The sequence below is a fragment of the Carnobacterium maltaromaticum DSM 20342 genome (assembly GCF_000744945.1).
Classification (GTDB): domain Bacteria; phylum Bacillota; class Bacilli; order Lactobacillales; family Carnobacteriaceae; genus Carnobacterium; species Carnobacterium maltaromaticum.
Genome location: NZ_JQMX01000005.1, coordinates 74,873 through 98,057, shown reverse-complemented (window position 1 = coordinate 98,057; position 23,185 = coordinate 74,873). Strand labels below are relative to the sequence as shown.

The window sequence follows — 23,185 nt, the reverse complement described above, 5'->3', positions numbered from 1 at the left end:
AAAAATGGTAGTGGCTACTAAGAAAAAACGAAATTGGGTAACAGATTCAATGATTAAAGAAGCTTCAAAGGTCGATATTATTGATTATGCTAGGCAGCATGGTTATGAATTAAATCTTAACAATAAATATGGTACTGGAGTAGAACACGACAGCCTGGTAATTAATCGAGAAAAGAATACTTTTTATTGGTACTCTAGGGACTTTGGTGGTGGTTCAATTAAGTTTGCAGAAACTTTTATGGATCTTTCTTTTCAAGATGCAGTAAGAGATTTAACTGGGAAAGAATACCAGAAAGCAGAATACGTTGAAATTCCTAAAGAGCCTTTTAAATTTAAGCATACACCAGCCTGGAATACCAAAAAAGTAGAGAATTATCTTATTAATCAAAGAAAGATAGACCCTGAAATTGTTAGTTCATTAATAAAAACGAGTTACCTAAAACAAAATAGCTACGGTGATTGTGTTTTTACTTGGAATAAAACTGGCCGTATTGTAGGTGCAGACGAACAAGGAACAGTACGAGATGAAGCTAGATTCGGAAATACTCGAGGGACAAAGAAAATGATTATGAAAAATTCAGAGTCCAATTATGGGTTTAATGTCACTCTTGGTACACCCAAAGCATTGTATTTTTTTGAAGCACCAGTAGACCTTTTAAGTTACTGGAGTATGAATAAAGAGTTAAAAGACTGCAGGCTTATTTCTATGAATGGCGCAAAGGAACAAACCGTTGTAAATTTTTTGAATCAAACAATAGCAGCGCATGGTGTTACACCTACAGACGGTATTTATTTAGGAGTAGATAATGACTTTACTGGACACAAATTAATGGAAAAATTTAGGAAGATATCTTTTCAAGATGTAGAAACAAAAAAAGATGTTAAATTTAAAAATTTAATTGCTGGTGACACTCAAATAAATAAACATTTTTTTGACATTTATCAAGACTTGGGAACAAAACATAACTTAGATTGGAAAATATTAGCAGCAATCCATAAAGCTGAAACTAATATGGGAACGACTAACGAACCATTTGAAAAAGGAATGGGATATTTTTTAGGTACGTACGAAAGGAATAGTAAATCCAAACCAGTTGAAATTGATGTGTATGATTCTCTTAACAAGTGTGCAGAAGCCATTAAACCTTTTTTCGATGGTGAGAATTATCAAGGGTTTAAAATCTATAAAGATAATGAAGGTAAATCTATTGATTCTAGCTCTAAGCTTACGGAGAGAGTTGTGTATTATTTTGAGAAATATTCAAACGAAGGCTACAAACTTGTAGATGAAGTTCTTAAGGACTGGAACGATTTACTGAAGGATAGTATGAAGAATGAAAAACCAACTGAAAAAATGGAAAATTTAAAAATAGAATCCACTATGATACCAGTAAAAGAAGTGGAGTATCAACATGAAAATGGAACCTATCTTGTGTTTGTTACTAATGATAAGAAATTCCAAGCTGAGATAAAAAATAAGACGGAAGTAGTTGGATTTTTTGAAGGAGATAGTCCGGAAGAAATTGAACAGCTTATTAAAATATATGGATATGAATCAGTTGAAAAAATGATGTGAAGGAGTTAGATCACTTTAAACAAAATAAAGAGAAAAATGTTAAAAGCAAGAATAAAGAGAAATTGAATACTCTACAAATTGAAAGATAGATCCGCAAATTGAAAGGGCTTGGTTTTACAATTATAAGTAGAATCAAGCTTTATAAAAAATTATTTTAAGGAGATTATTATGAATAGTGATAAAATCAGTCAGCTAAGGGAAATTTATACAAAAGTAAGTCAAGATATAACAAAAGATGAATCTAGTTGGAAAGAATTTTTAGGTAGTACTAGTAGTAGTTATAGGTATTCGTTTGCTGAACAATTGCTGATTTACCAACAAAATCCCGAAGGAACATACTTTGCTAGTATAGATGAATGGGCGTCTATTAATCGTTCGGTAGTGAATAGTGAAAATGGTGTAGCTATTGTTAAAAGTGCGGGTAATAAGCTAAGTATTAGTTATGTGTACGATGTGAATCAAACTAAAGGTGAATTTTATCAATTTCCAAACTACTATCTTACGAATCAGGAAATTAAAAATTTATGCGTAAATAGTCAAACTAGCAACATAAAAGAACATTTTGATAAACTATTTTCCAAAGAATTTGAAAAATTAGGTAGTGGAAATTTTGCTGTTAGTTCTGCTAAATACCAGGTATTAAGAAAATTTGGAATACAGGGAGATATTGATTTATCAGCTGTTAAAGATTTTAGATCCATTGCAGCATTAAACCAAATTGGTATTAAAAGTAACCAAATAACTAGAAAAATAGTAAGCCAAGTTATGGAAGAAAAAACTATTATCAATAAAATTGAAAGAAATGAGGAAAATTCAAATGACAACAGCATTCAACAACCAACAAATACAAATATCGAATCAGGAAGCCGACAATCAGCCACTAGGTACGTACGGAACATTGATGATGAAGCATATGGAAATCAATCAAGAACAGCTGTACAGCCAGTATTTAATGCAAGGGGAGCTGATGAGCCACTTACACCAGAAGGAAATTCAGATGTTAGAGATGGACATAAAATTGACCAATCTCTTGTTAATGAAGATGCCTTACTCGACAATGAACCCAATGGAAAGAGTGAAGCACTTAAACCAACTGAAGGAGATAGCAAAAGAAATGGTATTAAAGGAGTTTCTAATAAAATAAATGAAATCAAAGGGTCCACTTCCAAAGAAGTGGGCCCTTTGTCTGATTCAGTTGAAAAAAATATCGAACAAATTAGTTTTTTTGATGAGAAAAAGGTTCTCTCTGTAGAAAAAGATTCAACTGATAGAGGTTCTAATTTTGTTTCTGACCCAGCTGTAGAATTATATAGTGGCGGAAAAAAGACTAAATTTAACAATAATATTGCTGCAATAAAAATGATGAAACAGCTTAGAGATGAAAATAAAGCGGCCACAAATGATGAACAAATTATTTTAGCTAAATATGTTGGTTGGGGTGGGGTTTCAGAAGCATTTGATGCCTCAAATAAAGCTTGGACACAAGAATATGAAATGTTAAAAGATTTGTTAACTCCAGACGAATATCAACAAGCATTTGAGTCTGTTTTAACCTCGTATTATACTGACCCAAAAATTGTTGAAGCAATTTATAAGCAATTAAAAACCCAGGGAATAAAAAAAGGAAAGATATTAGATCCTGCAATGGGAACTGGTAATTTCTTTTCAGTTATAAGCAATCATTTACCTGAAATGAAACTTACTGGTGTTGAAATTGATGAAATAACTGGAAATATTGCTAAATTACTGTATCCTACTGCAGACATTCAAATAAAGGGTTTTGAAGAAACAGCTTTTAAAGATAATAGCTTTGATGTGGTTGTTGGAAATATTCCATTTTCAGATTATTCAATATCAGATCCAAGATATGACAAGCATAACTATAAAATCCACGATTATTTTATTGATAAGTCAATGGATTTAGTGAAAGAGGGAGGGATAGTAGCGCTTATTACCTCTAAATATACACTTGATAAGAAAGAGTCTTCAGCTCGTGAGATTCTTGAAGAAAAAGCAGATTTTTTAGGTGCAGTACGTTTACCGATTCAATCATTTAAGGCAATTGCTGGAACTGAAGTAACTACAGATATTCTTTTCTTTCAGAAGAAAGGGACCGGTATTGTTAATGAATCAATTAAATGGATTGATAGAAAGGAAACCCAATTAATTGATAACGATACTTTTTTAATAAACGAGTACTTTATAAATAATCCTAAGCAGATACTAGGTGAATTTATGGTGAAAAATTATCATGGAAACAAGTTAATGGTTACTTGGGATTCAAAAAATGATTTGACGCTAATACAAGAGTTAGAGTCTCGATTGCAAGCAATTCAATTTAGCACTGATCCAATTCGTGTAGTTAAGGAAGTAAAAGAAGTCAACCAAGAAATAAAACCACAACAAGTTTTAGAGGTTAAGGTATTAGATCAAGATTATGTTAGGGAGTCTGTAAAAAATTATAGCTATTTCAAAATGGACAAAGATATTTTTTATAAAGATACAGGAGAAAACTATTCAAAAATTGAAATTGGTGGCAAAAATTTAGAACGTATATCAGGAATGATTGATATTAAAGTAGCCTTGAATGAAGTAATTAAAATACAGCAAAATGATTTATATGAAGAATCAGAATTAATTCAGGCTCAAAAAATTTTAACAGAAAGATACGACTCCTTTGTTTCTGTAAATGGTTTTATTAACGACAAGATGAATGTCCGAGCATTTTATGAAGATAGCCAGTTGTCTTTATTGCAATCTATTGAGGATAGGATTACAGATACTACAGACTACAGAAAATCGGATATATTTACTAAAGCAACTATAAGACCCAAAAGGAAAATAATGAGCGTAGATAGTGCTAGAAGTGCGCTACACCTATCCTTAAATGAAAAGGTTTGTATTGACTTTGAGTATATGGAAAGTGTTTATAATCGTAGCAAAGATGAAATAATAGAAGAGTTGGGTGAAGAAATATTTTTCAATCCTGAAGAAGAAACGTGGGAAATTCGTGATGAATATTTATCGGGAGATATTTTTGAGAAAATAGAGTATATTCATTCGTTAGACGACTCTAATGCGTATCTGAGAAATCTATCCGCACTTGAAGCTGTTACGCCTGAGAAGCTATTACCGTCCGATATTAATGCACGAATTGGATCAACATGGATACCAGTTGATTATTACAAGGAATTTATGTACGAGACATTTAAAACTAGAGGATTCAATACGGTTGGTAAAAATAAAATTGATATTTCATATCTAGATTATACTGCGACTTACAATGTAGATAATAAGTCGATTGAGAAAGGAAATGTTACTGTAGAAGAAGTATTTGGTACAAAACGTATTACAGCTTATCAATTGTTTGAAGATGCTTTAAACTTGAAAATAACAACGATTAAAGACCCTGTTGAATACATTGATGACAAAGGGGTAGAACGAGTAAAATATGTCATTAATCCTGAAGAAACAATCCTTGCTAGAAACCAGCAACAGTCAATTATGGATACCTTTGATAACTGGATTTGGAAAGATGTAGAACGTTCAAATGATTTAATGGATATCTATAACAACAAGTTCAATCGGGTTGTTCCAAGAAAGTATGATGGATCGCATTTAGTATTTGATGAACTAAATCAATCGTTTGAGTTAAGAGACCACCAAAAAAATGTTGCTGCTCGTATTATCTATGATAACCGTGCTCTAATGGCTCATGAAGTCGGGGCTGGGAAAACATTAGCTATGATAGCCAGTGGAATGTATATGAAAAAAGCTGGTATTATCAACAAACCACTATATGTTGTGCCTTCAGCTTTAACAGATCAATTTGCAAAAGAGTTTATGACGTTTTATCCTGGTGCAAATATTTTAGTTACAACAAAGAAAGATTTTGAAAAGAAGAATCGAGAACGTTTTATTTCAAAAATCGCAACAAACACATACGATGCAGTGATAATTGGAAATACTCAATTTGAAAAAATACCATTATCACCTGAACGTATGAAGAAGCAATTAACAGATGAAATAGTTAGTGTTACAGAAGCGATAAATAAACTTAACGCAGAAGATGAAGGGGGTTCTTGGTCTGTTAAACAATTAGCAGCGACACAAAAAAGATTGAAAAAAAGAATGGTTGATTTACTCAAAATGGAGAAGAAAGATGATGTTCTCACTTTAGAAAATTTAGGAACAGATTTCTTATTTGTTGATGAAGCACATGATTATAAGAATCTTTACACTTTAACAAAAATTAGTAATGTGGCTGGTATTAGTAATACAAGTAGTCAACGAGCAAGTGATATGTTGTCAAAAGTTAGATATTACCAGGAAGAACACAATTACAGAAATGTAGTATTTAGCACAGGAACACCCATTTCAAACAGCATGAGTGAACTTTTTGTAATGCAAAATTATCTACAACCGCTTGAATTAAAAGAGATGGGAGTAGAACTTTTTGATAAATGGGCTAGTACGTTTGGAGAAATTCAATCAACGTTGGAAATTACACCTGACGGTAACGGTTATCGTATGAGAAATAGGTTTGCAAAATTTCACAACGTGCCAGAACTGATGAAAACATTTAATTTAGTAGCAGACATACAAACTGCTGATATGCTGAATTTACCTGTACCAGACCTAGAAACAGGAAAAATTCAAATAAGAATTACGGAAAAATCAGAATGGCAAGCAAATAAGATGGAGGAGTTTATAGAGCGGTCTGCTAGAATCAAAGCTGGTGTTGTAGATCCTAGAGATGATAATATGTTAAAGATTACGAGTGAAGCTAAACTAATGGCTATAGACCCACGTTTATTGGATGAATCTGCTGTAGTCGATGGAAATTCAAAAATTCATTCTGTTGCCAATGATGTGTTTAATATTTGGGAAAAGAGCAAGGAAAAGAAATCTACTCAAATTGTCTTTTCTGATTCAGGAACACCAAAAGCAAATAGATTCAATGTTTATGATGAAATAAAAAGAATATTAGTTGATAGAGGAATTCCAGCAAATGAAGTTGCTTATATCCACGAAGCTAAAAACGAAAGTCAAAGAGATGAGCTATTAGGTAAGGTTAAATCTGGTAAAATTCGCATTTTAATGGGGAGCACAAAGAAATTAGGAACAGGGACTAATGTACAAAATAAAATAATAGCTATGCACCACGTAGATTGCCCCTGGAAGCCTTCGGATTTAATACAACGTGACGGTAGAGGGATTAGACAAGGGAATGAAAACAAAGAGGTAGCAGTATTTAGACACGTAACGAAAGGGACGTTCGATGCTTATTTATGGCAAATTCAAGAACAAAAACTAAAATATATTAGTCAAATTATGTCTAATAAAAGTATTTCACGCTCGTGCGATGATTTAGATGATACAGTGTTAACTGCTTCTGAAGTTAAAGCTGTGGCTACTGATAATCCAATGTTAGCTGAAAAAATGCAAGTTGATAACGAGGTAAGTAAATTTAGACTTTTAAAATCAAATTGGCAAAATAATATTGTGAATATGCGTAACAATGTTGATGTGGTTTATCCTAGACAAATCAATGAAGTATCGAAAAAAATTGCTAATATTGATAAAGACTTAGTTGTTTTATTAGATAATAAGGTTTCAGATTTTGTAATGGATCTTGATGGTGAGGTATTTGATGAACGGACTAAAGCGAGTTCTAAAATGAATGAAATGATTAAAATTAGTGAGTTATCCGCTTCGGAATACAAAACACTAGGAAAATATAGAGGTTTTGATGTTGCGGTTAATAGAAGCACTAACGGTGTGTTAATGCATGTACTTGGGAATGAACGTTATTCAGTAGATTTCAATGTTGGTAGTCAAGGAATTGGGAATGTCTTACGTTTAGAAAATTTAATTGGTCGGATTGAAACCTTGAAAATTGAAGCAGACCAAGACTTAATTAATAAACAAGAACAATTGAGTGCCACTAAGGTAGAAATGGAAAAGCCATTCGTACATGAAACAGAACTGAATGAATTAGTAAGTAGACAAAAGGAACTTGATGCTAAAATAGAACTTGATATTTTAGAAACTGAAGCAACAAAACAAAAATCTGAAATTCAAAATCAGAACAAAAATGTGGAAGAGATTCTTGATACTAATAAATTAATGTATCCAAAAGACGAAAATCTCATTTTGTATTGTGAAAGCACAGGAGAACCCATTTCAGAATGGGAAAATTATTATCATGTACAAGGGGTATACTATAGTGAGAACGGACTGAAAATAGGTATGGGAACGGAAGAATATAGAATTATGTCCGATGATCCTGATTATGACACGTACTTTTCAGACTGCAGGTATAATCTACCTGACTCAATGATGACTAACGAAATACCGCCTAATATAGAGATAGAAGAACAGGATTATAAAGTTATTGACTGGATTGATGTGAAAGCGAATGTAAATCAGTTTAATACACGTGGTGAAGCAATGAATTTTATTGTGGAATCTATTGGATCAGATTTTGATTTAGATGATTTTCATAATGGGTATTACTCGAAAGAAATAAAACTGACTATTACAGATAAAGTGAAGCGTCCTAGTGCATTTATTCAGAAAAATAGCTTATCAAATAAAGAAATTGGAAATACAAGGAAAGAACGATAACATATAAACGTTTACATGGTATCGTTAATGTGGTAAACTATAAGTAAGAAATTAAAAGGAGGTAGTTTAATATGATTATAGTTCAATGGGTATTTTCATTTTCAGATTTTTTAGCTAATATGGTAGGTCAATTATTTTCATTTTTAACAACATTTATAGTTAAAGCAGCAAGTTTATTTATCAAGTTTTTCGTGGATTCAATTATGGCTCAAGAAGGTGGGAATATCTTCTTAATCGTATTAGGGCTATCACTGTCTGTACTGTTTATTAAACTTTGTTGGTATTACATTTTAATCGCTGGAGGTATATTTTTTATAGGTCTACCCGTTCTAGCTTACACTATGAAGTTTGTATTATTGATTTTGATAGGTATAGCAGTTTATGGACTGATTCGTAGTGTAATTAGTTTCATGAGAATGAACAAAACTAAAATAATTCATACAAAATAAAAAAGGATGAAATTAATCACCCTTATACACGTTTTTTATTTTTAGCATAAAGCTGTAAATCCTCTTTTTTGTATAGAGAAATTACTTTACGGCCATTTACTTTTCTTTCTAAATAAGGAATAATTTTTCCTGATGCGACAGATTGATCAAAAGCAGAAGCGCTTTGTTTTGTAATAAGCATTGCTTCGTTTCGAGACAGAAGATTATTATTAAGCCATTCTTTCATGTCTTTATCATTTGTTATATTCATAAATCGGACCTCCTAATCAAAATAAATATATCATGCAAACGATTATATGTAAATGGATATTTAAAATGATTATACTATGTGAGTTTATTACAAGAGTCAACAAATAATCGGAGGAAATTAATTTGAAAGATGTCACTGTAGGTTTAATGTTAATTTTAATTATTGTATCTACGCTATTACTCATTTCGTTTGATAAAAAAGCATTCTATAATGTGAGAGTATACCTTGTAATTATGCTAGTATTTAATGTGATTTTGTTAATAGTAAAAGGAAACAAATCAAATATCTATACAAGATTTCTCAATACTAACTTAGGTGTAGGTATGTTTATTTTTAGTATCATTGCTTGCATTCTTTACGGAGTTTTTGCAGATGAATTGTTTAATACTCCTAAAGCAGCTCGTCTTTTTTTTAGCTCAATGGTTGTCATAAGTTTGGTAAACATGATCTTAAATTAATAATTATGTAAGAAGAACTATAAGTAAATTATGGTAGGTCATGTTCAGCAATAAAAGAGAGTTATCAGTGATGATATTTAAGTATCTCAAAAAGGAGGAATATATTTGTTTGATACTAATGGATTAAGAAAAAGAGGAAATCATATCTATGGTATGGGGTTACTTGTAATCCAAAACCCAGATACGCAATTGTTTTTAACAAGATTAGATGAGGACACACTTGGTTGGGGGAGCGAGTCTGATGCATATGAATGGGACGATGGTAAAGAGTGGGTAGATGGAAAAGGCTTGTTTACAACTTATGAAATTCTTTCAATTGATATGAAATTAACTGATTATGCAAGAAAAGCAATAGTTCCAAATGATTAAGTATACCAGGTAATTGTATGATACACATTAATAAAAAACACATTCCTAACGCTGATGCGATAGAAATGTGTTTTTTTATTTTGGCTCTTTTTTCTTGAAAAAGTCTTTAGTTGCGTCTAAAGATATTTTAAAATCAGACACTTCATTTTTACTGAGGACTTTAAATTGTCCTTTATCTATTAATAAAGACAAATTTCCGTTGTCAATGTATCTGTTTATAGTAGGTCGACTAACATTTAACAGTTTAGTTGCTTCTGTAAGGTTAATCAGATCGTTTTTTAAGAATGTTTCAATAGCAACAATTTTATCTTCAGTTGTAAGTGATTTGTTTTCAATAATGTCATGTATTTTTAACAAATTAATCGCCTCCTAAAGACTAGTATATACGATTTATTACAAAGTGTAAAGCATGCGTATAAATATAAAGAATAACTTTACAATGTGTAACGTTAGTGTTATACTTAGTAAAGAGATAAAGAAAGACACAAGAAGCTGTAACTTCTCATGTCAACAACAAATCAAGTAATTGATTTCGTTAAGTATATCATTTTTTATCTCTAAATAAAACAACAAAGAGAGGTTGATTTAGATGATGTTAGGGTTTGTTTTTGGAAGTGCCTGCTTGCTAGTTTTTATAGTGGGAACAATAATACATGAACAGTTTGAAAAGGTAGTGAACAAGAGAACTGAGGTGTCAAACCAATGAGTTATTTAACTAAAACCACAAAGCTAAATGAAAAAGAGTTAAAAATGATGGCTTGGGATTTACTTGATATGGATGGTTGGGAAAACGACCATTGTGACTATTTTGTTAAGAAGTTTATAAATAAAGAAAATTATAAAGAGCACAAAACATTTACAGTTTTTGTATCTCTTAATTATAACGACTATGTGAATGTATTTGATGGTGATGAAAGAATAAATATTTTATCAGAAGATGGAATTACAAATGAATGTTTTGACAAGATTGTTTGTTGTACAGAACAAATAAGACCTTTTAATTGGTGTGAACAATTTAAATTAGTGATGGAAGTTATTGGTAAGCAAGATAAATCTAGTTATCAAAACTTAAAAAAAATATTTAGTATCTTTAGCCAGTTACTTGCAGATTAGCTAAAAAATGGGGGAGTTGATTCTCCCCCAATATTATTGGAGGGAATGCAATTGATAGAATTAGAAAAATATTACCAGGTCTTAATGGCTATAATTTGTGCCCTTTTTATTCTTCATTTTTACTACAAGTATGTTGATAAAGATAGGGTGTTTGGAAAATACTTGATTTCATTTGGACTAGGTATACTCTTTTCATTATTGTTAGCCATATCGTTACTTTAAAGAAGGTAAAAGGATTAGATATTAGGAGGGTATTTTATGAGCTTGACAGAAATCATTGAAATTCTAAAATTAGCAAAAGTTTCAGCAAAGGACCTAAAAAATAAGGATAAAGAGGGACTTTAAAAATAAAGAGTAACTACAATATGTTAGACAATTTAGGAGGGAAAGTATGAAACGATTATTAAATTACGCTGGTAGTAAATGGTCGATGGCGCAAAAAATTATTGATTTAATGCCAGCACATAAGGCTTATCTAGAGCCTTATGGTGGAAGCCTAGCTATATTTATGAATAAAGATAAATGTGTTTTAGAAACAATTAAAGACATAGATGGCCGTCTAGTTAACATGTATGAACAGATTAGGCTTTACCCTGAAGAATTAGCAAAGCTATGCGATTTTACTTTATATTCTAGAAAAGAGTTTGAGAATGCTATTGAAATTAGTTCTAATGACTTGGAAGATGCACGTCGCATGCTGGTTCGGTGTTGGTTTTCTATCGGTGGCATGATTACAAGAAATAGTTTTAAACGGAATGTATCGTGGAAGGGACCCTATAATACATTTGAATGGAACGATGTCCCAAATAGAATTATAGAAGCTTCAAGACGTTTAAAAGATGCACAAATAGAATGTAAAGATGCCCTGGATCTAATACAGGAAAATAATAGTAAAGATGTTCTTATATATGCAGACCCGCCATATTTGAGTAAAACAAGGACGTCAAAGCAATATATAAATGAATATTCTGTAGATCAACATATTGAACTCTTGGAAGTGTTAAACGACCATAAGGGTTATGTAATACTAAGTGGCTACGATAGCGATATTTACCAGAAATACTTGGAAGGTTGGTATATGGTTAAACACGAGGTTAGTGTTGGAATAACTAATTTGAAGAAGAAAAAAGCAGAAGAGGTAATATGGTGTAATTTCGAACCACCAGGGCAGATTAGTATATTAGAAATACTCGAAAATCGGTAAGGTAGTTAACCTAAGATAAAATATAAGAAAAGAGGAGTATAAATGATAACTGCAAAATCTTATTTTTCTGGAGCTGGTGGTATGGATTTAGGATTATTGAATTCAGGAATAGATGTTGTTGAATCATTCGAAATTGATAAGAAGGCTTGCGAAACAATGAGAATGAATTTCAAACACAAAATAAATGAATGTGATATTACGAAAATAACAGTATTGGGTCAACCCAAAGCAGATGTTTATGTAGGAACCTTTCCATGCACAAAGTATTCAACGGTAGCAGACATTAGTGGTACAAGAAATGGTGATGATTTATTTTTACATTTCTTTAGACATGTTGCTATAGATCAACCTGAAATGTATGTAGTAGAGAACGTTCCAGGGATGCGTAAATTTCAAGTTGTTATGGAGTGTCTAACCAAGTTGCCTAATTATTATGTTAGGGTTGAGTGTCCTGTTAATGCCAGTTGGTGGCTTCCCCAAGAACGGAAAAGGTTGATTGTTATTGGTAGTAAAAAGCCTTTTGATAACCTTGAGTATCCAATGTTTACAACTCAAATGGTTGTAGGTGATATTCTAGAACAAGATCCAAATGTTCACATACCTGATTACGTTCAATTTCGTATAGATGGAAAATATCGAGATAAACCAATTATCACCAAATTAGATGGGATTGCACCAACGTGTGTCGCTCATTATTCTAAAGATAAATCAACAAGACTTGTAGATGATGGAAAAAGAATCCGACCTTACACAAGGCTAGAGTACCAGCGGTTACAGAGTTTTCCTGATTCCTTTAAGTTTTTTGGCACAGATAATGATGCGATTAAACAAATTGGAAATGCTGTTCCACCAATTATGGGTGAATGGATTGGGGATCAAATTATTCGTTACTTCAGTTAGTATTCAAATGTGGGTTTGATTTTATATAAACCCACATAATTATTATAAGAAAAACACAATTACGGAGGGAAATCATTGAAAATTAAACTAATAGTAGTAGCTTTTTGTTTAACCTTATTATCGGGTTGTTCAGAAATGGAACTGTTTGAAAATAGAATAAATTTAAGTGAGAGTATAAATAAACAAGATAAAGAAAACAAAGTAAATTCAAGTAACTTTACTGGTAGAAATTTTTCAGTGTTACCAAAAAATAAAAGAATTCAAGTAACTTATTCAAAGAAAATAGATGGAGATACAGCTAGATTTGAGTTAAATGGTTTCGAGTTTAAAACGAGATTTCTATTAATTGATACACCTGAAACTGTCAAAGCTGGAGTGACACCGCAAAAGTTTGGAAAAGAAGCTAGTGAACGTACTGACGAACTTTTAATGAAGGCAGCTAACATAGAAATTGAGTTTGATAAAGGTGACAAGACGGATAGGTATGATCGAGCTTTGTGCTATGTATACGTGGACAATGTGTTAATTCAAAATATTCTCACGTCTGAAGGACTTGCTCGTATTGCATATGTAAATAGTCCTAATGACACGAAGTTAGTAGAAGTAAAAGAATACGAGCAAATGGCAAAGGACTTAAAAATTGGCATTTGGTCAATTGATAATTATGTCAATAAACATGGATTTCAAGAATAAAATGATTAGCTCACTGAAGGAGGATTAATTAAATGAAAAATGGGATTTTAGATACAAAAAAAAGAAAGTTAGTGGAACAAATTGATTTATTTTGTCAGCCAATTAAGCTTAACGAAAATCAAAAGCTTGTCTATGATTATATAAATGAATCTTTAAGTGAGTCAGGAGACTATTTTTTAGCTGTTAAGAGTTTGGTTAATCTATGTTACTTTCCATTTCGTAAAGAACAAGGGAACGAAATTGTGTATGCTTATCAAAAACTATCAAAAAAAGAACAACAAGAAATTTTACAATTACTTGTTAATCAGAATTAATTAACAAGAACGATAATAGTTAGCGCAGGTAATCTAAACCAATTAGTGTCAATTTATATTTAATCGTTATTTTATTATTATGAAATGATTAAATTGCTGGTAGTTAATCAGAAGAGAAAAGAACTCATATTAGAGTTCTTTTTTTTATCTTTTGTTGGTACTATTCACTTTACAACGCGAACATAAGTTCGTATAATGAGTAAAAACAGTAGAAAGGGATTGAACAAAATGGGGCTAGAAATGGATTATTTTATTGAGCCAAAAGATGATATTTTATGTGTTGATGTTAAGAGTTTTTACGCTTCAGTTGAATGTGTAGAGCGTGGATTAAACCCTTTAAAAGCCATGTTGGTGGTAATGTCAAACGCTGAAAATGCAGGCGGTTTAGTCCTAGCAGCGTCGCCTGCGTCGAAAAAACGTCTAGGAATCTCAAACGTTATGCGTAAATATGATTTACCCGAACACAAAGACCTCATAATAGTACCTCCAAGAATGTCCCTTTATATAGAGAAAAACAAAGAGATACTTAATATATTCAGGAAGTACGCTATAGAGGATGATATTTTAGTCTACTCTATCGATGAAGCCTTTATAAGAGTGTCACCAGTCAAAAAATTATTTCACTCTAGCGCTTACGAAATCGCTCGTAAAATCCAAAAAGATATATACCATAGTCTTGGTTTATATGTGACGGTTGGGATAGGGGACAATTTACTTTTAGCAAAACTAGCCCTGGATAATGAAGCCAAAAACGCCAAAGATTTTAAAGCTGAATGGCGTTATGAAGACGTTCAAGAAAAGGTTTGGAGTATTGATCCGCTCACCAATTTTTGGGGGATTGGTTCTAAAACAGCAAATAAGCTAAAATTGATGGGAATACGCTCTGTAAGAGAATTAGCCAATGCTGATGTAATGAGGCTAAAGAACAAATTCGGCGTACTTGGAGAACAATTATATGCACATAGCTGGGGCTTAGACAGAAGCGACATTACAAAAAAGCACATGACGCTTGAAAAATCATACGGAAACTCACAAGTCCTTACAAAGGATTATTATATAAAAGAAGAAATAGAAGTCGTTATAAAAGAAATAGCCGAGCAGGTCGCAAGTCGTTTAAGGAAGCACGATTGCCAAAGTGGTTGTGTGTCATTGATGGTCGGTTATTCAATGAATCAAACTGAAAAAGGCTTTAACAGACAAATGAAAATTCCATTTACTAACAATACGAAGGAGATAGCAAAGCACTGCTTATTTATTTTCAACAAGTATTACACAGGGTCACCAGTGCGCCATTTAGGGGTTTCGTGTTCAAAATTAAAAGTTGATTTAGCTGTACAATTGAATCTGTTTAAAGAGCCTGAAAGCCAGTTAAATGAGCTTGTAATTGATGATATTGTTGATAGAGTAAGAGGGAAATATGGTTTTTCATCAATTGTCCACGCAAGCAGTTTAATAGAAGGAGCAACAGCAATTAAGCGTAGTTCGTTAGTCGGTGGTCATGCTAGTGGACGTACTAAAGCTATTGCAGGCATAGATGAAAATGAATGATATTCTAGCGTATGAATCAGGGGAAATGACGTTAAACGACTTACAAGAATCCTTGCAGGGATTAGGAGAATGTGAGTATCTCGAAATAGGAAGCAATCGTTTAACATTTTATCTTCAGTTATTAACTGAAGGAGAAAAATTTGATTATTCAACTCCAATATTTGCAGATTGGGAAAATTTTTTGTCTTTTTAACAATATATATATAATGGTGTAGGAAGAAATATGGCTACCTACACCATTTAAATAAATTAGTGTCTTGTAGTAAGATGTATAGTCTTATCTTCTAGTATTCTCCTATAATAGTTTTCTAGCTCATTCTTGTCAGTATACGCATTCTCATATGAGATATTTTCACCAGTGGTACATAGTGTCAGTCGAATCTCAGAGATAGAATTTTTTTTACAAAACTCTTTTAATCGAGTCAAATAAAATTTTCCGATACCTTGTCTTCTATCTTTTGGATTAACGGTTATTTGATCTAATTCTATATATATCGATCCATTTTCAGTTGTCGCTACAGAAAAACAAAACTCAAATATTTCATTATCTGCACTATCAATAATAAAAAAATGTTGGCTAGTTTCCGTATTATAATCGTTGTAAAACTCGTGTCTAAGTTTTAATTTTTCCCAAATGGCAGGAACCCCCCAGGATTCAATTTCACTTTTTAAATCAATGTTTATTTTTATCATTGTTATTCCTCATTTCAAATTGTTTATAGTAGATAGATGGTGAGAATGAAAATAAAATCTTCACATCGTAAACCTTACTAACGTTTACGATGTAAGACTTCAAATATAATAGATTGAAAACCGCATAGCTATACATAAGAAAGAGCAAAAAATAGATCATATGTACTGCGGTTCTCAAATTTGTCAATTTTATTTACAAAAAATGTTGACAAAACATTATATTCGGTGTATTCTTAGTTAAGACGTTTGATTTAGTTGTTACTATCACCATTCGAATTGCCGTTCGATGTTGATATTAAGTAATGACCTAGTACAATTAGTACAAAGATAATTACAGCACTTAAAGGTGCGAAAGCTATATATGGACTTAATGAGATAATCAATCCAAATATTTCAAAATAATTCTTTTCTAAATACGACATATTGGTCTCCTTTCAAAATATGACATGTGTGTCTCCTTTCAATTTTAGTTAAGGATAAAAAACCCTTACTCTTTATTATAGCATACTTTACTAAGTTATGCAACATATAAGGGTTATTTCTTATTTGTTTCTAATAATTATGTGATGAATAACCATTTATTAATGGTTATTCATTTTTTTTGGTCATTTTAATATTGAATAAGTATTCAATTAAGGACCCCTTGCATAGAATACTAGTAACAAATGAAATGGATTTTGTTATAAGATGACAAAAATATTTAAATTAGTTTGAGTAACGAGCAATAAGGTCTATTTTAAGTCAAAGGAACGTCCAGAATTGCAACGTTGGTTATATGATGAGTTCAGTGAAACTGGGAAAGGTATACGAAAAAAAATAGAAACTAATCTAATGCCAGAGTCAATGAAAATAGTAGAATAATAAAAAAGTGAGGTTTTCATAAATGATGAGTAAATATAAGGATGATATATATGTACCATTAATTAGTGAGTTAATTGGTGATATTTATTATAACAACACTTCCTATACTACTAAAATAAGTGGACAGATGTCAATAAAGTAGACACAAAAATAGATACAATTTAGATAGACCCAAAATAGATTTTTTCTTTTTCATTCGGGGTCATCATATTGTTTGCTGAATGGGGGCGTTTTGAATTGTAAAAACCCTCTATATATTCAAATGAAGATTGTTCAACTTCTTGGATTGTTCTAAATGTTCTGCGGTTCAGTTCTTCTTTTTTCATATATTTAAAAAAAGACTCGTTTACGGCATTATCCCATGGGTAAGCTGCTTTGGAATAAGATGGAACGAGGTTATGTGTGTCTAAAAATTGACGAACACTAGTCGCACAGTATTGGCTTCCACGATCTGTATGGAATAGAACAGGCTCTTTGGGATTTCTTTGATTCACAGCTGTTTCAAGTGTCTCAAGGACTAAAGAAGCTTCCATAGTTGGACGAACGCGCCATCCTATAATTTTCCTGGAAAATAAATCTAAAATGACACAGAGATAAACAAACCCTTTATTAACAGGAATGTAAGAAATATCGCTCGTCCAAACTCGATTCGGTTCAGTCGGATTGAATTGTTGGTTTAAGTGATTTGAGTAAGCTAAAGAAACCTTTGGTTTCGCATATAAAAATTTCGGCTTAGCTGTAGACATTTTTGGCAAATCCATTGATTTCATTAATCGGTACACTCGCCCAACACTAATGAAAATTCCAAAATCACGCTCAAGAACAACTTTTATTTTCGCAGCACCTAATCGTTTTTTAGAATCCATATAGATAGAAAAAATGGTTTGTCGAAGCTGTTGATTTTCAACAGTTCTAGGAGCAGGAGTTGGGTCAAAGTGTTTATAATAGGTACTTCTATTTACGTTTAAGACTCTACAAAGGCGCACAATAGAATGATCAAAACGTAATAAATGAACCGCATCTAATCGTTGTTTGAGTGTGGCGTGAAGATGGCAATCGCTTTTTTTAAGATGAGGTTTTCCTCTTCTAATAAAGCATTTTTCTTCTGTAAGTCTTTAATCTGTTTAGCAGTAAGGATAGAACCATCTTCAATTTGAACTTCAGAATATTGTTTTACCCAGCGGGATAACGCTGTAAAGGAAACGCCATAGTCTTTACACAACGAAGTTTGTGTTTTACCTCCATGGTAAAGATTAACAAGGCTTTTCTTAAATTCTTCATCATATTTTTTGTAATTGGACATTTGAATCATTCCTTTCGTTTTAGTGTCTACTTATAAACAGTATACCATTAAAAATACTGTCTACTTTATTAGTATATATCCAAAGTATCATAAGAAGATATACAGAAATAGTTATTCGAAAAATATTAAATTACTCTCCTGGTAAACGTTTAACTTTAGGAGATAAAAAAATCAAAGAACAATTATCTAAGATTAGTAATTCCGAATATTTATTAGATGCTTTAAAGGTTATAACCGCTTATGGAAACAATAACACACATACTCAAAATCCTACACAGGTAACTAAACATGATTTTGATAAAGCAGCAGATAAATTATTTGACATTTATGCTTTTTTGCTAATAAATTATTTTGAAGCTTATGAGTTTGGCACAAGAAATGATGTTATGTATTCATTTTCTTTTCTTCCTCCAGTCATTAGAGAAAAAGTTTTAAGCTTTCTATATAAGAAAGACTCAACAAATATTGCTGTAATAGATAAATTAGTTCTAGCAAAACTTAAATGTTATAATTTAGATGTTGCAATGGAGTGGGTAGAAGAAAAAAAAGAGAAATTGCTACAACTAAATACAATATCAAAAAAAGCTTTCAACGAAATGGAAAAAGAATATGGGACAGAGTTTGTTGAAATGTTACAGTCTAATATGTATGAATGTTGTTTAGATAAGGTATCTAAAGTAAATGAATATATTAGGCATGGAGGTATTCAATATCTTGATTTTGAGAGTGCATTACCGTTTTATAATAAAAAGGGTAGGATAAATAGTGTCGAAAAAGAAATAGAAGAGTTTAATAATATTATGACTTTTTTTTATATAGGGAGAAAAGAATAACTTCTTGAGTTTAAGAAGTTAGATGAGATTTCATTACTCTGTTTTTATTGTTTAGTCCATTTTAATATATGAGTTGCTTTTAAAGGCGTATTAAGGTACTTTAAAGTAAAGTAAGCAAGAAAAAGAGGGATAAAATGGATAATTTCCAAAAAGCAGCACTGTTGTTTTCTGAGCTTAAAAAAGAAGTGAATATAGAAAATAAAGACGATCGACTTTACTTGGAAATTTTAAAATTAACCCTGGATAAAATTGATGCAAAAGAAAAAAATAATCTCTGAAGGAGATCCATAAAAATTGACAAAATTGTTCAAATTAGTTGGAATTGAGACTCATAAGGTTTATTTTGAGTCCACAGAACGCTCTGAACTGCAACGTTGGTTAGATGACGAGTTTGGGACTACTGAAACTGGAGTAAGAAAAAACATAGCGGTTCAACCTATGCCAGAAGCGATGAGAATTGTTTATAAGGTAAAGTGATCCATACCTCCTATATGATGAGGGGGATGCCTATGAAGTGTCGGTATTGTTGCAGAGAGCCTAAAGATATTTACTATTATCAATGTGTTTCAGAACTATTTAATCTCACGCTTGAAGAAGCAGTTGAGAGTTTTGAAAGCTCCTATGAAGCTGATACGGATAGATTTACTTGTATAGGATGCTATCAGACTGTAGAAAAACGTTTTGAGGATTGGATAGAAGAACAAGAGAAAGAATAAACAAGTAAGGGCATCACTAAATATTACTTTAGTGTTGCCCTTACTTGTTTATTTAAGTCGTTTTTATAATCGTTTTATTTGTTTTTTTCTTCTTTTTCAATGTCAGAAACACTTTTTGCTCCAAATTCCAAATTGTTATCTGTCATTGGAATATTACTTACACCGATATCTCCATCAAATTTTTCATTATAAATACCAGCACTGAAATAAGTATCTTTATCGTTATTTACATAACCTATTATGTGTGGAACTCCAGTTGGGTTTACTTTTACCTCTGAAAAAGTTACAGATTTAATTCCTTCATAATTGTATTTTAAATATTTTTCAATAAGTGGTGCATTTTCTGTTAATAATTCTTTTTTTTGAATCTCTTTCACAATTAACCAACCTCCTGTTATAATTAAAATAGTTGTTATAAATACAAATAAAAATTTTTTCATACCACCACGCCTCAAATCTATTAATAAAGTAATCTATACAGTAACTATACAGGAGGAAGTTAAATGACACAACTAACAGATGAACAATATTGGAAATTAGCGGATTCAGTGTATGATGACAAATGGCTAAACATAAACAGCGTTACAAAACTTTCTATTGACGAATTGAAGAAACTGGAAACTATAAATGCAAATGATGGGTCAAAGTGGGTTACAATTAATTCAATTAGCACCGATAGTGGGCTTCAAGCTATGGCAGTTATATCTTTAGATGAATATAAAGCTTTATGCTCAGGAAAGATTAAAGCCCCTGAAAATATGGTGTTCGTTTCTCGTGGAAGCGAAATGGGCGAGGATGGCTACAATGATTGGGTTAAAACCAATGGAATTGTATTAGGGAGTAGCTCTGTGAGCCCAGAAGAGTTAAAAAAAGCAGAAATCGAGCAAGTTAATGCCCAGAATCAATTTATCCAATACGATGCCTTTGTACGTCAATCGATTCAAGAGTATAACCCACAAAATTATAGTTTTACTGGTCATAGTTTAGGTGGGGCACTCGCTCAATACATGGCAGTAATAATGGATGCTAAAGCGACTACGTTTGCAGCAGCAAGAGCGTTTAGATTATTACCTCCAGAATTACAACAAGCCGTTCGTGACGGAAAATATGATGACATGATTCGTGATTATCGTCATAAAAATGATCCAGTAGGTTATCTACCAGCTGGGGAAATAATTGGCTCAAGAATCATGGCAAAGAGTGCGAAAAGCGATTTGTGGGTTGTAGGGCATATGGGTGGAAGTTTTGCAGGAATGTTTAACGGTGATGGTTCTATTATGGTCCGAGTTGATCCTGAAGAGATACTGAATCAGCTAGATCATTTTGATTCTGCTATACAAAAATTGTATTTTACACAAGAAATGATTTCAACAGTAACGGATAATTTAGATAAAGAAATTAAGACAATTTATTCTACTTATGTGGATAAAATGGGGGTTGGAAGTTTTAGCCATTTAACAAGTAACGATGTAGAAGAAATTTTTGAAGAACTGGCACAATCCTATAAAGGCAGATCGTACTATTTTTATGATCGTAAAATGAAAGAGAGTCTGATTGATGATTTGGAAAAAACAAAGAAAAGTCTTTCCCACCTAAAAGATAAAATTGGAGTAGCGGCCACTCAATTTGATACTGCAGATAAAAACATGGCCAAAAATTTAAGTACTATTCTTGGAGGATCTTAACATGAGTATTGATTTTTTTTATGAATTGAATAAAGTGCAAAAGGAACTAGAAAATTTGGGAGAAGAAGTTTCGGATGCCGTTCGTCATTCGTTAGAAGACGTTCTTGATTGGGCCAAAGCAGGATATCAGAAGCAAGCATTGAGAGAACAATTAAAAGCTGAACTGCAGCGTGCGGTACCAGAACAACAAAGCTTACTCACTCATGAATGGTGCCAGGACAGTGGGCTTTCAGTTTCACAAGCTAAAACAAATTTAAAAGATGCTTTTACGAGTCATGCTGGTAAGAAATTGCAGACAGATATGGGCTCTCTAGTAACTAATGTAGCGGATTCCGTAGAAGATATGAAAACATTTAAACAATCATTTAAATCTTCAAATTGGATATGAAACGTCCTAAAATAAACCCGTCACTTTTATAATGAGAGACGGGTTTGTATACAATAATCAAGGAATGCGTTTTCTTTTTAATTAGGTTAATGGTGTTGAATTATCCATAAGGAATATTTCCATATGGAGAAAAACCTGTTAAATCTGAAGATAGGTTGATCATATCGTCAATGGTCATGCAAGTGGCCTCCTTTTTGAAAGATAACTATTTATTACTATATTAATCATAACGGTTAGGGTACAATTAATCAATACTATTTAATCTTAGAAGAGAGGGAGCTTAACGATGAAAACATTAGGGGAAGTCATTAAAGAAAAGCGTTTAGCAAAAGGACTCAAACAAGGTGAGTTAGCTGAAGGGATTTGTACACAAGCTACTATCAGCAATTTAGAGAACAAGTCGGGGATGCCGAATTTGCCTATATTAATAGCCATTGCGAACAGACTTGATATAGAATTTAGTGAAATATCTGATTACACGTTAATGAATTCTAACTACAATGCAGCTATCTTTAACCAGGTAAAACAATTATGTGCAACGTATAAACATAAAGAGGCGCATGATTTATTAGTAAAAGAAATAGATATAAAAAAATTAGAAAAAAGCTATGAAATTAAGAAGTATCACTATTACTTAGGACTGACGGAGTTAATTGCCAATAAAAATTTTACTGAAGCTCACTACTACTTTAATTTGGTATTGTCTGATAAATCAGAAACAAATGTAGAGTTGATTGATGTTTTAGCAACGAATGGTGTTGGAATTGCGTACGTACTTAATTCTGATTTAGATAAAGCCTTGACCTATTATGAAAAAGCGCTTAGTCAGTTAGAAGAATTAATAGAAAATCTAGGGGAAATAAGGGATAGTTTTGATATTACTAGTGTTTATTTTAATAGTGCAAAATTTTATTCTCAAATTGAACATTATGAGAAGGCGGTTGATCTCTGTAATTTAGGTATTGCGCTACAACAAATGAATCATACAAATTTCGAGTTAGATCGATTGTTTTATGAAAAAGCATTTAACCTGGCAAAACTAGGAAAAATGAAAGAAGCAGAAGAATTTTACTTCCATGCAGCATCAGTTGCTATATTAAACAAAAATAAAATCGTTACTGAAGCAATAGCAATGGATATGGCTGAATTTAAATTAAATAGATACAATTATTGTTAAATAAGCAATCAAAATAGATTGTGTA

Annotated in this window: 24 protein-coding genes; 19 read left to right on the top strand and 5 right to left on the bottom strand. The window is 31.9% G+C overall.

Annotation, left to right across the window (positions count from 1 at the left end):
* Nucleotides 1–4 precede the first annotated feature (4 nt).
* The 3 genes from BR77_RS18065 to BR77_RS18055 all read left to right on the top strand — a co-directional run bounded on the left by BR77_RS18065 (nucleotide 5) and on the right by BR77_RS18055 (nucleotide 8,655).
* Nucleotides 5–1,576 (top strand): DUF3991 and TOPRIM domain-containing protein, encoded by a 1,572-nt coding sequence (locus tag BR77_RS18065; RefSeq protein WP_035067152.1) that lies wholly within the window; start codon nucleotides 5–7, stop codon nucleotides 1,574–1,576.
* A gap of 168 nt (nucleotides 1,577–1,744) precedes the next feature.
* Entirely contained in the window at nucleotides 1,745–8,206 is a 6,462-nt protein-coding gene (locus BR77_RS18060; protein ID WP_051926849.1) for an SNF2-related protein, read from the top strand.
* A 71-nt stretch (nucleotides 8,207–8,277) separates the two neighbouring features.
* Nucleotides 8,278–8,655 carry a hypothetical protein gene (locus BR77_RS18055; protein WP_035067148.1) on the top strand — a complete coding sequence of 126 codons (378 nt, stop codon included), beginning with the start codon at nucleotides 8,278–8,280 and terminating at the stop codon, nucleotides 8,653–8,655.
* Between the two features lie 22 nt (nucleotides 8,656–8,677).
* Here the strand turns inward: BR77_RS18055 and BR77_RS18050 are convergent, their stop codons facing one another.
* Nucleotides 8,678–8,905: a hypothetical protein gene (locus tag BR77_RS18050; protein ID WP_035067145.1), complete on the bottom strand. Its 228-nt coding sequence runs from the start codon at nucleotides 8,903–8,905 to the stop codon at nucleotides 8,678–8,680.
* 122 nt (nucleotides 8,906–9,027) lie between these two features.
* Here BR77_RS18050 and BR77_RS18045 point away from each other — a divergent pair, with 122 nt between their 5' ends.
* Nucleotides 9,028–9,363 (top strand): hypothetical protein, encoded by a 336-nt coding sequence (locus BR77_RS18045; protein WP_035067142.1) that lies wholly within the window; start codon nucleotides 9,028–9,030, stop codon nucleotides 9,361–9,363.
* 105 nt (nucleotides 9,364–9,468) lie between these two features.
* The gene (locus tag BR77_RS18040) at nucleotides 9,469–9,732 is read left to right on the top strand and encodes a hypothetical protein (RefSeq protein WP_035067139.1); all 264 of its coding nucleotides are present in this window, start codon (nucleotides 9,469–9,471) and stop codon (nucleotides 9,730–9,732) included.
* Between the two features lie 75 nt (nucleotides 9,733–9,807).
* Here BR77_RS18040 and BR77_RS18035 read toward each other — a convergent pair whose 3' ends face one another.
* Nucleotides 9,808–10,089, bottom strand: coding sequence for a MerR family transcriptional regulator (locus tag BR77_RS18035; protein WP_035067136.1), 282 nt, complete (start codon nucleotides 10,087–10,089; stop codon nucleotides 9,808–9,810).
* A 345-nt stretch (nucleotides 10,090–10,434) separates the two neighbouring features.
* Here BR77_RS18035 and BR77_RS18030 point away from each other — a divergent pair, with 345 nt between their 5' ends.
* The 7 genes from BR77_RS18030 to BR77_RS18000 all read left to right on the top strand — a co-directional run bounded on the left by BR77_RS18030 (nucleotide 10,435) and on the right by BR77_RS18000 (nucleotide 15,697).
* Nucleotides 10,435–10,845 carry a hypothetical protein gene (locus BR77_RS18030; RefSeq protein WP_035067133.1) on the top strand — a complete coding sequence of 137 codons (411 nt, stop codon included), beginning with the start codon at nucleotides 10,435–10,437 and terminating at the stop codon, nucleotides 10,843–10,845.
* A 391-nt stretch (nucleotides 10,846–11,236) separates the two neighbouring features.
* Nucleotides 11,237–12,049: a DNA adenine methylase gene (locus BR77_RS18025; protein WP_035067129.1), complete on the top strand. Its 813-nt coding sequence runs from the start codon at nucleotides 11,237–11,239 to the stop codon at nucleotides 12,047–12,049.
* A gap of 42 nt (nucleotides 12,050–12,091) precedes the next feature.
* Entirely contained in the window at nucleotides 12,092–12,949 is an 858-nt protein-coding gene (locus BR77_RS18020) for a DNA cytosine methyltransferase (RefSeq protein ID WP_035067127.1), read from the top strand.
* 75 nt (nucleotides 12,950–13,024) lie between these two features.
* The gene (locus BR77_RS18015) at nucleotides 13,025–13,642 is read left to right on the top strand and encodes a thermonuclease family protein (RefSeq protein WP_035067126.1); all 618 of its coding nucleotides are present in this window, start codon (nucleotides 13,025–13,027) and stop codon (nucleotides 13,640–13,642) included.
* A gap of 32 nt (nucleotides 13,643–13,674) precedes the next feature.
* Nucleotides 13,675–13,956 (top strand): hypothetical protein, encoded by a 282-nt coding sequence (locus BR77_RS18010; protein WP_035067124.1) that lies wholly within the window; start codon nucleotides 13,675–13,677, stop codon nucleotides 13,954–13,956.
* 228 nt (nucleotides 13,957–14,184) lie between these two features.
* Nucleotides 14,185–15,504 carry a Y-family DNA polymerase gene (locus BR77_RS18005; protein WP_035067122.1) on the top strand — a complete coding sequence of 440 codons (1,320 nt, stop codon included), beginning with the start codon at nucleotides 14,185–14,187 and terminating at the stop codon, nucleotides 15,502–15,504.
* Nucleotides 15,491–15,697 (top strand): hypothetical protein, encoded by a 207-nt coding sequence (locus BR77_RS18000; RefSeq protein WP_035067120.1) that lies wholly within the window; start codon nucleotides 15,491–15,493, stop codon nucleotides 15,695–15,697. Before BR77_RS18005 ends, BR77_RS18000 begins: the two co-directional genes overlap by 14 nt.
* Before the next feature lie 56 nt (nucleotides 15,698–15,753).
* On the opposite strand, the gene BR77_RS17995 is transcribed toward BR77_RS18000, so the two are convergent.
* Both BR77_RS17995 and BR77_RS18890 read right to left on the bottom strand, forming a co-directional pair.
* Nucleotides 15,754–16,197 carry a GNAT family N-acetyltransferase gene (locus BR77_RS17995; RefSeq protein WP_035067119.1) on the bottom strand — a complete coding sequence of 148 codons (444 nt, stop codon included), beginning with the start codon at nucleotides 16,195–16,197 and terminating at the stop codon, nucleotides 15,754–15,756.
* A gap of 1,022 nt (nucleotides 16,198–17,219) precedes the next feature.
* Nucleotides 17,220–18,361 (bottom strand): IS3 family transposase gene (locus BR77_RS18890; protein ID WP_233463432.1). Its coding sequence is split into 2 segments (ribosomal slippage): nucleotides 17,220–18,115 and nucleotides 18,115–18,361, totalling 1,143 coding nucleotides; the frame shifts between segments, so codons are not numbered across the junction.
* 335 nt (nucleotides 18,362–18,696) lie between these two features.
* Here BR77_RS18890 and BR77_RS18480 point away from each other — a divergent pair.
* From BR77_RS18480 to BR77_RS17970, 4 genes are all read left to right on the top strand, one after another.
* Complete coding sequence (locus tag BR77_RS18480) at nucleotides 18,697–19,194, top strand: hypothetical protein (RefSeq protein WP_185751431.1); 498 nt, start codon at nucleotides 18,697–18,699, stop codon at nucleotides 19,192–19,194.
* 134 nt (nucleotides 19,195–19,328) lie between these two features.
* A complete protein-coding gene (locus BR77_RS19295; RefSeq protein WP_155520239.1) occupies nucleotides 19,329–19,472 on the top strand; it encodes a hypothetical protein in 144 nt (47 codons plus the stop codon).
* Between the two features lie 16 nt (nucleotides 19,473–19,488).
* Nucleotides 19,489–19,671 (top strand): hypothetical protein, encoded by a 183-nt coding sequence (locus tag BR77_RS17975; protein WP_035067117.1) that lies wholly within the window; start codon nucleotides 19,489–19,491, stop codon nucleotides 19,669–19,671.
* 32 nt (nucleotides 19,672–19,703) lie between these two features.
* Nucleotides 19,704–19,910: a hypothetical protein gene (locus BR77_RS17970; protein ID WP_035067115.1), complete on the top strand. Its 207-nt coding sequence runs from the start codon at nucleotides 19,704–19,706 to the stop codon at nucleotides 19,908–19,910.
* A 74-nt stretch (nucleotides 19,911–19,984) separates the two neighbouring features.
* On the opposite strand, the gene BR77_RS17965 is transcribed toward BR77_RS17970, so the two are convergent.
* On the bottom strand, nucleotides 19,985–20,350 hold the full coding sequence (locus BR77_RS17965) for a DUF1433 domain-containing protein (RefSeq protein ID WP_035067113.1): 366 nt from the start codon (nucleotides 20,348–20,350) through the stop codon (nucleotides 19,985–19,987).
* Nucleotides 20,351–20,413: 63 nt separating this feature from the next.
* On the opposite strand from BR77_RS17965, the gene BR77_RS17960 reads away from it, so the two are divergent.
* The 3 genes from BR77_RS17960 (at nucleotide 20,414) to BR77_RS17950 (ending at nucleotide 23,160) form a co-directional block, all read left to right on the top strand.
* Nucleotides 20,414–21,595: a Tle-like phospholipase domain-containing protein gene (locus BR77_RS17960; RefSeq protein ID WP_035067112.1), complete on the top strand. Its 1,182-nt coding sequence runs from the start codon at nucleotides 20,414–20,416 to the stop codon at nucleotides 21,593–21,595.
* A gap of 1 nt (nucleotide 21,596) precedes the next feature.
* Nucleotides 21,597–21,983 carry a hypothetical protein gene (locus tag BR77_RS17955; protein ID WP_035067109.1) on the top strand — a complete coding sequence of 129 codons (387 nt, stop codon included), beginning with the start codon at nucleotides 21,597–21,599 and terminating at the stop codon, nucleotides 21,981–21,983.
* Nucleotides 21,984–22,269: 286 nt separating this feature from the next.
* Nucleotides 22,270–23,160 carry a helix-turn-helix domain-containing protein gene (locus BR77_RS17950; RefSeq protein ID WP_035067107.1) on the top strand — a complete coding sequence of 297 codons (891 nt, stop codon included), beginning with the start codon at nucleotides 22,270–22,272 and terminating at the stop codon, nucleotides 23,158–23,160.
* The last annotated feature ends 25 nt before the right edge of the window (nucleotides 23,161–23,185 follow it).